This is a genomic window from Nonomuraea sp. NPDC047529 (assembly GCF_040642995.1).
Taxonomy (GTDB): Bacteria; Actinomycetota; Actinomycetes; order Streptosporangiales; family Streptosporangiaceae; genus Nonomuraea.
Genome location: NZ_JBEYTJ010000012.1, coordinates 247733 through 260045, shown reverse-complemented (window position 1 = coordinate 260045; position 12313 = coordinate 247733). Strand labels below are relative to the sequence as shown.

Annotated in this window: 13 protein-coding genes; 7 read left to right on the top strand and 6 right to left on the bottom strand. The window is 72.2% G+C overall.

Annotation, left to right across the window (positions count from 1 at the left end):
- Positions 1-50: 50 nt before the first annotated feature.
- Complete coding sequence (locus ABZ815_RS21745) at positions 51-260, bottom strand: heavy-metal-associated domain-containing protein (RefSeq protein ID WP_357700554.1); 210 nt, start codon at positions 258-260, stop codon at positions 51-53.
- Positions 261-411: 151 nt separating this feature from the next.
- Between ABZ815_RS21745 and ABZ815_RS21740 the strand changes: the two genes are divergently transcribed.
- From ABZ815_RS21740 to ABZ815_RS21710, 7 genes are all read left to right on the top strand, one after another.
- Complete coding sequence (locus tag ABZ815_RS21740; RefSeq protein ID WP_357700552.1) at positions 412-1554, top strand: FAD-dependent oxidoreductase; 1143 nt, start codon at positions 412-414, stop codon at positions 1552-1554.
- A 26-nt stretch (positions 1555-1580) separates the two neighbouring features.
- Entirely contained in the window at positions 1581-1955 is a 375-nt protein-coding gene (locus ABZ815_RS21735) for a BlaI/MecI/CopY family transcriptional regulator (RefSeq protein WP_357700550.1), read from the top strand.
- Positions 1952-2902 (top strand): M56 family metallopeptidase, encoded by a 951-nt coding sequence (locus tag ABZ815_RS21730; RefSeq protein WP_357700548.1) that lies wholly within the window; start codon positions 1952-1954, stop codon positions 2900-2902. The genes ABZ815_RS21735 and ABZ815_RS21730 overlap by 4 nt, the downstream gene beginning before the upstream one ends.
- 250 nt (positions 2903-3152) lie before the next feature.
- Complete coding sequence (locus tag ABZ815_RS21725; protein ID WP_357700546.1) at positions 3153-3629, top strand: DUF4396 domain-containing protein; 477 nt, start codon at positions 3153-3155, stop codon at positions 3627-3629.
- A 268-nt stretch (positions 3630-3897) separates the two neighbouring features.
- Complete coding sequence (locus ABZ815_RS21720; protein ID WP_357700544.1) at positions 3898-5331, top strand: MFS transporter; 1434 nt, start codon at positions 3898-3900, stop codon at positions 5329-5331.
- 31 nt (positions 5332-5362) lie between these two features.
- A complete protein-coding gene (locus ABZ815_RS21715) occupies positions 5363-5851 on the top strand; it encodes a universal stress protein (protein WP_357700542.1) in 489 nt (162 codons plus the stop codon).
- A gap of 205 nt (positions 5852-6056) precedes the next feature.
- A complete protein-coding gene (locus ABZ815_RS21710; RefSeq protein ID WP_357700540.1) occupies positions 6057-7031 on the top strand; it encodes an NlpC/P60 family protein in 975 nt (324 codons plus the stop codon).
- Here the strand turns inward: ABZ815_RS21710 and ABZ815_RS21705 are convergent.
- From ABZ815_RS21705 to ABZ815_RS21685, 5 genes are all read right to left on the bottom strand, one after another.
- Complete coding sequence (locus ABZ815_RS21705) at positions 6992-8185, bottom strand: aminotransferase class I/II-fold pyridoxal phosphate-dependent enzyme (protein WP_357700538.1); 1194 nt, start codon at positions 8183-8185, stop codon at positions 6992-6994. The two genes, ABZ815_RS21710 and ABZ815_RS21705, sit on opposite strands and share 40 nt — an antisense overlap.
- A 126-nt stretch (positions 8186-8311) precedes the next feature.
- Positions 8312-10552 (bottom strand): heavy metal translocating P-type ATPase, encoded by a 2241-nt coding sequence (locus tag ABZ815_RS21700; protein WP_357700536.1) that lies wholly within the window; start codon positions 10550-10552, stop codon positions 8312-8314.
- A 27-nt stretch (positions 10553-10579) separates the two neighbouring features.
- A complete protein-coding gene (locus ABZ815_RS21695) occupies positions 10580-11536 on the bottom strand; it encodes a hypothetical protein (RefSeq protein WP_357700534.1) in 957 nt (318 codons plus the stop codon).
- Positions 11533-11745 carry a heavy-metal-associated domain-containing protein gene (locus ABZ815_RS21690; protein ID WP_357700532.1) on the bottom strand — a complete coding sequence of 71 codons (213 nt, stop codon included), beginning with the start codon at positions 11743-11745 and terminating at the stop codon, positions 11533-11535. Before ABZ815_RS21690 ends, ABZ815_RS21695 begins: the two co-directional genes overlap by 4 nt.
- A 22-nt stretch (positions 11746-11767) precedes the next feature.
- A complete protein-coding gene (locus ABZ815_RS21685) occupies positions 11768-12046 on the bottom strand; it encodes a metal-sensitive transcriptional regulator (RefSeq protein WP_357700530.1) in 279 nt (92 codons plus the stop codon).
- Between the last annotated feature and the right edge of the window lie 267 nt (positions 12047-12313).

The following is a 12313-nucleotide window of genomic DNA, read 5'->3' as shown; positions in this document are numbered from 1 at the left end:
CCACCGCGGGCCGGGTCAGCTCCCGGCGCCGCTTCGGTGGTCCTGCCTGCTCAGCCGGCCACCAGCTCGTAGCCCGCCTCTTCGACGACGTCCCTGATCCTGGCGTCGTCGAGGGCGTCGGCCGAGGTGACGGTCACCTGTCCCGTGGCCAGCTCGACGTCGACCGAGGAGACCCCGGCGACCTTGCCGATCTCGGTCTTGACGGTGCCCGCGCAGCCACCGCAGGTCATCCCGGACACCGTGTAGGTCTTCGTGCTCATCGCCTCGCTCCTCTCGTAAATACCCCTGCCGGGTATGTGACGAAGAGAACGTACGCCCGATCACCACGAAAGGCAAGCCATACGGAGGAGGGGTATGTGAGACGCGCGTCACATTGCCTCGGCTATACCCCCTACCGGTATGGTGCCTCGCATGAGAATCCTTGGCAAGATCATTGTTGTCGGCGCCTCGCTGGCGGGGCTGCGGGCCGTCCAGACCCTGCGCCGCGAGGGCTTCGACGGCGAGCTCACGCTGGTCGGCGCCGAGGCGCACGTGCCGTACAACCGGCCGCCGCTGTCCAAGAGCGTCCTGCGCGGCGACGAGGACGTCACGCTCCCCGGCGCGGAGGAGCTCGGCGAGGAGTGGCTGCGCGGCAGGCGGGCCGTACGCCTGGACGCCGCGAACCGCACGGTCGTCCTCGACGACGGCACCGAGCTCGGCTACGACGGCCTGGTCATCGCCAGCGGCGCCCGTCCCCGGCGGCTCGACGGCGTGCGCACCCTGCGCACCATCGAGGACGCCCTGGCCCTGCGCGCCGAGCTGGACTCCGGCCACGAGCACGTGCTCGTCATCGGGGGCGGGTTCATCGGGGGCGAGGTGGCGTCCACGGCCAGGCAGCTCGGCCGCAAGGTCACCCTGGTCGACTCCGGGCCGCACCCGATGCACGCGGGCCTCGGCGCGGAGGCGGCGCGCTGGCTGGCCGGGCACCACGAGCGCAACGGCGTCGAGCTTGTCACCGGCACCCGCGTCACCGACGTGACCGACGGCCGGGTGCGGCTCGCCGACGGCCGCGTGCTGTTCGCCGACCTGGTCGTCGGCGGCATGGGCGTGACGCCCAACACCGAATGGCTGGAGGGCAGCGGCCTGGCCGTGGACGACGGCGTCGTGTGCGAGCCGACGCTGTACGCCGCCGGTTCGGCCGACGTCGTCGCGGCGGGCGACGTGGCCCGCTGGCCGCACCGCCTGTACGACGACGCCCTGATCCGCGTCGAGCACTGGTCCAACGCCAACGAGCAGGGCGCGGTGGCCGCCCGAAACCTCCTGGCGGGCCCCGAGCAGGCGCAGCCGTTCGCGGACGTGCCCAACTTCGCCACCCACGTGCACGGCGCCCGCATCCAGACGGCCGGCCTGCCGCACCTGGCCGACGAGGCCCGCGTCGTCGCCGGCAGCCCGGAGGAGGACCGCTTCGCCGTGGCCTTCGCCCGCGACGGCGTGCTGGTGGGCGCGGTCGCCGTCAACGCGCCGAAGGACCTGATCAGGCTCAAGCGATCCGTCGCGGCGCGCGAGGCGCTCTGACTACGACCGCGGGTAGCATGACCGGCATGATGCGTGGCCTTGGGGAGCTCGAATCCACGATCATGGACTGGATGTGGGCCAGGCGCCGCCCCGCCTCCGTCCGCGACGTCTTCGAAGACCTCAGGCAGCGGCGGACCATCGCCTACACCACGGTGATGACCGTGATGGACAAGCTGCACACCAAGGGCATGCTCCGGCGCGAGGCCGTCGGCCGCGCCTACGTCTACGAACCGGTCGCCTCCAAGGAGGCCTACACCGCCGACGTGATGCGCCGCGCGCTCGCGGGCAGCGGCAACCAGGCCGCCACGCTCGTGCACTTCCTCGAACGGCTCACCCCCGAAGAGGCGCAGGCCCTGGAGGCGGCCCTGCAGGTCTACCCGCACCGGGGCCGCCCCGCATGATCGCCGCCGCCGTCCTGGCCTGCTACACCGTGGTGGCGGCCGTCTGGCTGCCCGCGCTGGGGCGGCGGGCCGCCAAGTGGGCCGACCGCGCGCCCCGGCTGGCGATCGCGCTGTGGCAGGCGGGCGCGGCGTCGGTGGTCGCCTCGGCCGTCCTGGCCGCGCTGGCCTTCGCCGTGCCGGCCGAGGTCGTGGGGCACGGGCTGGCGGGGCTGTTCGAGGTCTGCGCCGGCATGCTGGGCGACGGTTCGGGCGTGACCCGGGTCGGGTCGGCGGCCATTCCGGCGGCCGCCGCGGTGGTGGCGAGGGTGGTCTGCTGCGGCGGGGTCGTCCTGGTGCGGGCCTCCGTCGAGCGTCGCCGGCACGCCGCCATGCTGCGGCTTCTCGGGCGGCGCGACGCCGAGCTGGGCGCGGTGGTGATCGATTATGACGAGCGGCTGGCGTACTGCGTGCCGGGCCGGCGCGCGCAGACGGTGATCACCACGAGCGCGCTGCGGGCCCTGACCCCGGAGCAGATCGCCGCCGTGCTGGAGCACGAGCGGGCGCACCTGCGCGGCCGTCATCATCTGGTGCTCGCCGGGGCCGAGGCCCTGGTCCGGGCGTTCCCCCGGGTGCCGCTGTTCGAGCGGGCCAGGACCGAGATCGCCCGGCTGGTCGAGCTGCTCGCCGACGACGTCGCCGCCCGCCGCCACCCGCGCGTGCAGATCGCCGCGGCGCTGGTGAGCCTGGCCACCGGGCGCGCGCCCGCGTTCACGCTCGGGGCCGGCGGCGAGACGGCGCTCACCCGCGTACGCCGGCTGCTCGGCCCGGAGCAGCCGCTCCGCCGCCGTGAACGGCTGACCGGGCGGCTCCTGGTCAGCGCGCTGCTCGGCGGGCCTGGAGTGGTCGCGCTGGCGCCGGGGGTCGGCTCGTTCCTGGCCCATCACTGCCACTCGCTGTTCTCGCTCTGACCTACGACCACATCTAGTAGCCGACGCCACCCGAGCGCGTCCGGCCGCCCGGCCGCGCCCTGAAGCGCCGCGACCACATCCCGCGGACCTCGGACTACCGTGCCACACCGAAGAACCCTTGAACGAAGTTCTACTATTCACGATAGTAGAGTTACGAATCGGGCGAAATCATCCCCTATTTCCCTTCTTCCTCCACCAGGAGGTTCGCTCTTGACGCATACCCCATACCCCTACCCCCTGGAGCCACATCATGGACCATAGCGGACATCACCACCACCCGCCCGCCGCCACCTGGGCCACGGCCGCGCAGGCGACCCTGCACTGCCTGACCGGGTGCGCGATCGGCGAGGTGCTCGGCATGGTGATCGGCACCGCGGCCGGCCTGTCCAACCTCGCCACCGTGATCCTGTCGGTGGCGCTGGCGTTCCTGTTCGGCTACGCGCTGACCATGCGCGGCGTGCTGCGCGCCGGGCTGGACTTCAGGTCGGCGCTGAAGGTGGCACTGGCCGCCGACACCATCTCGATCGCGCTGATGGAGGTGCTGGACAACACCGTGATGGTGACCGTGCCGGGCGCCATGGACGCCGGGCTGGCCGACTGGCTGTTCTGGGCGGCCCTGGCCGGGTCGCTGCTCGTGGCCTTCCTGCTGACCACGCCGGTGAACAAGTGGCTGATCTCCCGCGGCAAGGGTCACGCGGTGATCCACCAGTACCACCAGGGCCACTGAGAAGACCCGCCCCGGGCAGGCGATGAGCCGCCCCGCCCGTCGTCCGCACCTGCTCGGGACATGGACGGCGGGCCGGCGGCGGCCACCCTGAAGCGCCGCCCCGATCCGCGCGCCGCACCGAATCTCCGAACAACCGCCCACGTGGACTTGACAGATACCCCCCCGGTGTATGTATGTTCATCGCCAGATACCCCCTACAGGTATACAGCTGAACCGAGAAACCACCCGCATCCCCCACCGGGGTACGGCGTAACGCTGGAGAATGCTCATGTCCACACCATCCCCCCGGCGATGGACCGCCCTGGCCCTGATCGCCACGGCCCAGTTCATCGTCATCATGGACACGTCGATCATCGGCGTGGCCCTTCCCCGCATCCAGGAAGACCTCGGCTTCTCGCAGGAGAACCTGTCGTGGGTCTTCAACGCCTACGTCGTCGCCTTCGGCGGGCTCCTGCTGCTCGGCGGCCGGCTCTCCGACCTGTTCGGCGCACGCAAGCTGTTCGGCGCCGGCTGGCTGATCCTGCTCGCCGGCTCGCTCGTGGCCGGCATCGCCCCCGAGGTGTGGGTCGAGCTCACCGGACGTGCCGTCCAGGGCGTCGGCGCGGCCCTGATCGCCCCGTCCGCGCTCACCCTGCTGATGATGCTGTTCGGCCACGACCCCAAGGAGCTCACCAAGGCCCTCGCCCTCTACGGCGCGGCCGCCCCGGCGGGCGGCACCGCGGGCGTGTTCCTCGGCGGCGTCATCACCGAGTACCTGAGCTGGCCCTGGGTCTTCTACATCAACATCCCGATCGCCCTGGTCGCGCTGCTGGCCACCCGCCCCCTGATGCCGGCCGGCCAGTCCCAGCGCGGGTCCATCGACGTCTTCGGCGCGCTGTTCGTCACCGCCGGGCTCGGCGCCGCCGTGTACGCCATCGTCCGGGCGCCCGAGGTCGGCTGGGGCTCCGGCGAGACCTGGGGCGTGCTGGCCGCGGCCGTGGTGCTGCTCATCGCCTTCCTCGCCATCCAGGCCCGCCGCCGCGAGCCGCTGATGAGGCTGTCGATCTTCCGTACGCCGAACCTCGCCGCCGCCAACCTGACCCAGCTCCTGCTCGGCGGGGCCTGGATCCCGATGTGGTTCTTCCTCAACCTCTACCTGCAGCAGGTGCTCGGCTACAGCGCCTTCCCCAGCGGCGCCGCCCTGGTGCCGATGACCGTCCTCATCATGCTCGGCATGATCGTCCTGGCGCCGCGCGCCATCAACCGGTTCGGCCCGAAGGCCGTCACGGTGGCCGGCCTCGTCCTGCTCGCCGTCGGCATGGGCTGGCTGTCGCTGATCAGCCCCGAAGGCAGCTTCGCGGTGGACGTCCTGCCCGCCAGCCTCGTGGCCGCGCTCGGCATGTCGCTGGCCTTCATCCCCTCCCTCGGCACCGCGATCTCCTCCGCCCGTCCCGAGGAGGGCGGCCTCGCCTCCGGCATCGTCAACACCAGCTACCAGGTCGGCTCGGCGCTCGGACTGGCCGCCATGACGGCCGTCGCCGCCGCGAACGGCGCCGCCCAGCTGGGGAACCTGCCCGCGCTGACCGACGGCTTCTCCTCGGCCTTCGTGGGAGCCGCCGGGATCGCGGTGGCCGGCGCGCTGATCGCCGCGCTGACGCTGCGCTCGCGGGGCGCCGTGCACACCGAGGCCGCCGACGAGACCCCTGCCGCCGCCCGCGGCTGACCTCGACGCCCACAGCTCCGAAGGAGATCCCATGTCCATCCTCATCGCCTACGACGGCTCGTCCGACGCCCGCCACGCCGTCGAGGAGGCCGCCCGGCTGTTCCCCGGCGCCTCCGCGGTGGTGCTCTACGCCCGTCAACCTCTGGAGAGCCTCGCCGCCCACCTCGAAGGGCATCCCGCCCTTGAAGATCTGCGGGACATCGACGCCAAGACCCTGGACGCCTCCGAGCGGCTGGCCGCCGAGGGCGCCGACCTGGCTCGCACCCTCGGGCTGAAGGCCGAGCCGCGGGTCGCCTCGGTCCCGGAGGAGGTGGTCGCCGCCACCATCGTCGCCGTCGCCGAGGAGATCGACGCCTCGCTGATCGTCCTGGGCTCCCGGGGCCGGCAGGGGCTGCGCGCGCTGCTGTCGGGCAGCACGTCCACCCACGTCATGCACGCCACCTCGCGGCCCACGCTGATCATCCCGTCGAAGCCGCTGGCCGACGCCCGCCGCGCCGCCGGGCATCGCGCGGCCCGCTGAGGCCGTCGGAAACGCCCGGCTCCCATGGGAGCCGGGCGTTTCCGCGTGCCGGTGAACGCGCTCGACGCCGCGTGCGTATCTCCAGACGAGCCGGAACGGCCGTCTGTTACGCCGGGTAGTACGCCCGAAAGGCCCACACTCAGGAAGACTTTCTGTACTATTCCGCCTCAGGCATGGAGACATACGAGGAGGCATCGTAGTGGTCGTGGCGACGAGGCTCGCGCGAGCGGCAGTGGCCGTGACACTGGCGGCGGTCGGGGCGCTCTCCGTCCCGGATGTCGCCTTCGCCGATCCGTCCCCCGCCAAGGCCAAGGCCAAGCTGGTGAAGCTGAACGAGCGGGCGGACGAGGTGGTCGAGCGGTACAACCAGGCGTCCGAGGCGTACAAGACGGCGAAGCGGAAGTTCGACGCGCTCAACGCCGAGGTCGAACGCAAGAACGCCCAGGCCGACCAGTTACGCAAGGATCTCGTCACGACGGCGGTCAGCGACTACCAGTCCGGCCCGATCACCAGCTGGGGCCGACTCGTCGCCGAGGGCAGCCCCGAGACGGTGCTGAGCGGCATGGCCTCCCTCGAACAGATCTCCCAGGCCAGAGCGGCGAAGCTGGCCGCCTTCGCGGCGACCACCAAGGACCTGCGTGACCGGCGCGACCAGGCCAAGACCGTCCTCGCCGAGGCGGACACGGCGCGCGACAAGTTCCGCTCGGAGAAGGCCAAGGCCGAGAAGATGGTGGCGGAACAGACCAAGCTCCTGCGCAAGCTCAACGCCTTCCGCAGCGGCGATCCCAACAGTACGGGGATCAGGTACACCGGCCCGGCCTCCGGAAGCGCCCGTGCGGCGTTGCAGTTCGCCTTCGCCCAGGTCGGCAAGCCGTACCGGTTCGGCGGCACGGGCCCCGGCTCCTACGACTGCTCCGGCCTCACCCAGGCCGCCTGGCGCACGGCGGGGGTCGCGCTGCCCCGCACGACCTGGACGCAGTGGTCGTGGGGCGCGGCCAGGCGCGTCACGCTCGACGCGTTGCAGCCCGGCGACCTGCTCTTCAGCAAGGGGCTGGGACACATGGGCATGTACGCCGGCAACGGCAAGATGGTCCACGCGCCCCAGACCGGGGACGTCGTCAAGGTGGTCGACCTCGACGACTACTGGCGCGCCCGGCTGCTCGGCGCGGTCCGCCCCTGACCGACGGCGGCGGCCATCCGTTCGACGCCCTCGCCGACCCGGGCCGGCGAGGTGGCGAAGTTCAGCCGGACGAACCCGCCGCTGTCCGGGCCGAACCTCAGCCCTGCCGACAGGCCGACCCTGCCCTGCTGGAGGAACACCTGGGCGGGATCGTCGCCCAGGTCCAGCGGGCGGCAGTCGAGCCAGGCGGCATAGCCCGCCTGCGGCGGGTGATAGGCGACGGCGGGCAGGAGGTCGGCCAGGCGTCCGGCCAGCAGGTGCCGGTTGCCGTCGAGGGCGGTGATCAGCTGATCGAGCCAGGGGACGCCGTGCGTGAAGGCGGCCTCGGAGGCGAGCACCCCGAACAGTCCGGCGCCCTCGCCGACCTCCTCGCGGATCGCCGCGACGTCGGCGCGGGCGTCCGGCCCGGGGACGGCCAGCGCGGCCTTGAGCCCGGCGATGTTCCACGCCTTGGACGCCGAGACGAAGGCGACGGAACGGGCCGCCGCCGGGCTGTCCAGGGACGCGAACGGGATGTGCCGGTGGCCGGCGTAGGTGAGGGGGGCCAGGACCTCGTCCGTGACGACGCGCACGTCATGGCGGTCGGCCAGCGCGGCGACCCTGGTCAGCTCCTCACGGGTGAGGACCAGGCCGGTGGGGTTGTGCGGGTTGCACAGCAGATACGCCCGCGCGCCCGCGGCGAAGTCGCGCTCCAGCCGGTCCAGGTCGAGGCGGTGGCCGTCGGGCCCGGCGGCCAGCGGGTTGCGGACCACCTGGCGGCCGATGTGTTCGAGCCAGGTGAAGAAGAGCGGGTGGCCGGGGGTGTTGACGACGACGCGGTCACCGGGTCCGGTGATGATCCGGAGGATCTCCACGACGCCCGACATGATGTCCGGGAGCACGCGTGCCCCGGCGGGGTCGGGGTGCCACCCGTACCGTTGCGCGGCGAAGCCCGCGAACGCCTCGGGCAGACCTCCGGCCCGCGCGTAACCGGTGTCGCCGCGGCGGACGGCCGACGTCAGCGCCTCGGCGACGGGCTCGGCGAGCGGGGTGTCCATCTCGGCGATGCGCAGGGGAAGGACGTCGGGAGGGAACTCGCGCCACTTGACGCTGTGCCGCCGGCGCAGTTCCTCGGTGGTGAACGTGGTGAGGATGTCGTCCGGGTTTGTGGTCAACCGGGGTCCTTCCTGTGCAGATGATCAGAGCCTAGGCCGGACCGTTCCACTCCCCGGCGGCGGGGCCGGGTGCGCGAACGCGGAAAGGGCTCCGGGCGGGGTGCCCGGAGCCCTTTCCTGGGGTGTTCACTTGAAGCGGCGCAGCCGCAGGCTGTTGCTCACCACGAAGACGCTGGAGAAGGCCATCGCGGCCCCCGCGATCATCGGGTTGAGCAGGCCGAGCGCGGCCAGCGGCAGGGCGGCCACGTTGTAGGCGAAGGCCCAGAACAGGTTGCCCTTGATCGTGCCGAGCGTCCGGCGCGACAGCCTGATCGCGTCGGCCGCCACCCGCAGGTCGCCGCGGACCAGGGTCAGGTCGGAGGCCTCGATCGCGGCGTCCGTGCCGGTGCCCATGGCCAGGCCCAGGTCGGCCTGGGCGAGCGCGGCCGCGTCGTTGACGCCGTCGCCGACCATCGCCACGACCTTGCCCTCGCCCTGGAGCTCCTTGACGACGTCGACCTTGTCGGCGGGCAGCACCTCGGCGATCACCTCGTCGATGCCGACCTCGGCGGCCACGGTCCTGGCCACGGCCTCGTTGTCGCCGGTCAGCAGGACAGGCGTGAGCCCGAGCGCCCGGAGCTGGCTGATGGCCTCCTTGCTGGTGGGCTTGATCACGTCGGCGACGACCAGCACCGCGCGGGCCCTGCCGTCCCAGCCGACCGCCACGGCGGTCCTGCCGCCGGCCTGGGCGGCGTGCAGAGCACGTTCCAGGTCGGGTGACAGGTGCTGCGACCACTCCTCCAGCAGCCTCGGGCGACCGACCAGGACCGCGTGGCCGTCCACGATGCCCTGGACGCCGAGGCCCTCGACGTTCGCGAAGTCCTCGGGGGTGGGCAGGTCGCCGACGCGGGCGGCGGCGCCCTTGGCGACGGCCTGGGCGATCGGGTGCTCGGAGGCGTGCTCCAGGGCGCCCGCCAGGCGCAGCACCTCGGCCTCGTCCTCGCCCTCGGCCAGGTGCACGCCGGTGAGCGTCATCCGGCCCTCGGTCACGGTGCCGGTCTTGTCCAGCACCACCGTGTCGATGCGGCGGGTGGACTCCAGCACCTCGGGGCCCTTGATCAGGATGCCGAGCTGGGCGCCCCTGCCGGTGCCGACCAGCAGCGCCGTCGGCGTGGCCAGGCCGAGCGCGCACGGGCAGGCGATGATCAGCACGGCGACCGCGGCGGTGAAGGCCGCGCCGACGCCGTCGCCGGTGCCGAGCCAGAAGCCCAAGGTGCCGAGGGCCAGCGCGATCACGATCGGGACGAAGATGCCGGAGACGCGGTCGGCCAGGCGTTGCACCTGGGCCTTGCCCGTCTGGGCGTCCTCCACCAGCTTGGCCATCTGCGCGAGCTGGGTGTCCGCGCCGACCCGGGTGGCCCGCACGACCAGCCGGCCGCCCGCGTTGACCGTCGCGCCGGTGACCGCGTCGCCGGGCCGCACCTCGACGGGCACGGACTCGCCGGTCAGCATCGAGGCGTCCACCGCGGAGGTGCCCTCCTCGATCACGCCGTCGGTGGCGATCTTCTCACCCGGCCGCACCACGAACCGGTCGCCCACGGCCAGCCGGTCGCTGGGGATGCGGGTCTCCACGCCGTCGCGCAGCACGGCGACGTCCTTGGCGCCGAGCTCCAGCAGGGCGCGCAGCGCGGCCCCCGCCCGCCGCTTGGAGCGGGCCTCGAAGTAGCGGCCGGCCAGGATGAACGCGGTGACCCCCGCCGCGGCCTCCAGGTAGATGTTGCCCGACCCGTCGGTGCGCTCGATCGTGAACGCGAAGGGATGGGTCATTCCCGGGGTGCCCGCGCTGCCGAAGAACAGCGCCCACAACGACCAGCCGAGCGCGGCGATGGTGCCGACGGAGATCAGCGTGTCCATGGTGGCCGCGCCGTGGCGCAGGTTCGTCCAGGCGGCCTTGTGGAAGGGCCAACCGGCGTAGACCACGACCGGCGCGGCCAGCACCAGCGACATCCACTGCCAGTTCGTGAACTGCAACGGCGGGATCATCGCCATCGCGATCACCGGCACGGCCAGCACCACCGAAGTGATCAACCGGCTGCGCAGCGGCCGCAGCTCGTCCTCCGGCTCCTGCTCGCCCGGCTCGCCCTCGGTCCTGGGCGGCGCGGGCAGGGCGGCGGTGTAGCCGGCCGCCTCCACCTGGGCGATCAGCTGCTGCGGATCGACGCCTTCGGGGAAGGTGACCTTCGCCTTCTCGGTGGCGTAGTTGACCGTGGCGGTCACGCCGTCCATCTTGTTGAGCTTGCGCTCGATGCGGTTGGCGCACGAGGCGCAGGTCATGCCGCCGATCGAGAGTTCGACCGCGTTCTGCCGGTCATCGGTGACAGCAGACATCACCATTCCCCTTTCTCCGTGGCTCGATCAGTGGCTGTGGTTGCCGTGCCCGCCGGGCGTCGCCGGCGCGGCGGACGTGGCGGCCGCCGGCCCGGCGGCGAGGGTGAAGTCGGCGGTGCGGACCTCGCCCTCGTGCTGGAAGTCCAGGAACAGGCGGTAGTCGCCGCCGCTCGGCACCTGGGCGTAGAAGACGATCTCGGGGCCGGGCTTCGTCCTGCCGTCGCCGGGCTCGCCGTCGGGGTGGACGTGCAGGTAGGCGAGGTCGCGGGCGCGGAGGGCCACCAGGTGGCCGAAGGCGCCGAGGTAGGGCTGCAGGTCGGTGACCGGCTTGCCGTCCTTGCTGACCTTGAGGGTGAGCTTGCTCGCCTGGCCCGGCGTCAGGTCGCCTTCGAGGGTGACGTCATAGCCGTCGACCTTGGACGTACGGCTCGCCTCCGGCAGCGGCTTGGGCGCGTAGTCGCCCCCCACGGCCAGGTCGGCGCCCAGCGTCAGGGGCTCGCCGCCGGTCGGCGCGAAGTCGGCGAAGGCGCGGTAGCCGCCCGCCTCGGGGAAGGTGACCTTGACCGACCAGACCCCGTCGGCCGCCATCTCCGGATGGACGTGCTGGAAACTGCCCAGGTCGCGGGAGACCACGATGAAGTGCAGCTTCTTGTCGTGCTGGACCTGGTAGTCGGTGACCGCCCGGCCGTCAGGGCCGGTCACGGAGAAGCTGAAGTCGGTGGCCTCACCGGGCTTGATCGTCGCGGTGAGCGGGTTGAGGGTGTAACCGTTCTCTGACACTTGGAGCCCCCCGGGGGTATCGTTCGTCGTCTGCTGGGCTGCGTGCTGGTCGTGACCCGCGCTCTCCGCGGTGTCCGCCATGGCGCTGTGGGCGGTGGCGGGTGCGGCCCCGACCGGCCCCACGGCCTTGCCGGCGCCCAGGGCGCCGCCGAAGACGACGGCCAGCCCCAGGGCGTAGGAGCCGAGCTTGGCTGCGGTGTTCACGACTGATTCGCCACTTCGTACCCGGCCTCCTCGACGGCGGCGATGATGTGCGCCGCGTCGATCGGGCTGTCACTCTCGACGGTCAGCAGGCCGGAGGCCAGGTCGACCTGGACGCCGGTCACCCCGGCCACCTCGCCGACCTCCTCCTTGACCGAGCTGACGCAGTGGCCGCAGGTCATGCCCTTGACGGTGTAGGTGGTGGTGCTCATATCGGTCTCTCCTTCAATCCGGTCAGGAACGAACAAGTCTGGCGATGGCGTCGGAGGCTTCCTTGACCTTCGCGTCGGCCTCGGGACCGCCCTTCAGGGTGGCCTCGGCGACGCAATGGGCCAGGTGCTCCTCAAGCAGCGACAGGGAGAACGACTTCAGGGCGCTGGTCGCGGCCGACACCTGGGTCAGGATGTCGATGCAGTACTTGTCGTCCTCGACCATCCGCTGCAGGCCGCGGACCTGCCCTTCGATCCGGCGCAACCGCATCCCTTGGTCCTGCTTGTTACTGCGTCCAGCCATGTCCAGCCCTCCCTCGGCTCGTTGCCGTTGAGAACACTATACCCCCCTATGGTATCCAGAAGGCAAGGGGCTCCGACGTGCTGATTCGCGACAGAGGTGTTCGAGCAGCCCTGAAACGCAGCGGCGCCCGGCCGATGAACCCGCGCGGGGCGCCCGGGGGGGCGCGGGGGGGCGGTGCCCGGGGGGCGGGGGGTCGGGGGGGGGGGGCGCCCCCCACGACGCCGGGACGGTCGGTGATGCGCCCCCGCGTCGGCCGCGCGAGCCCCG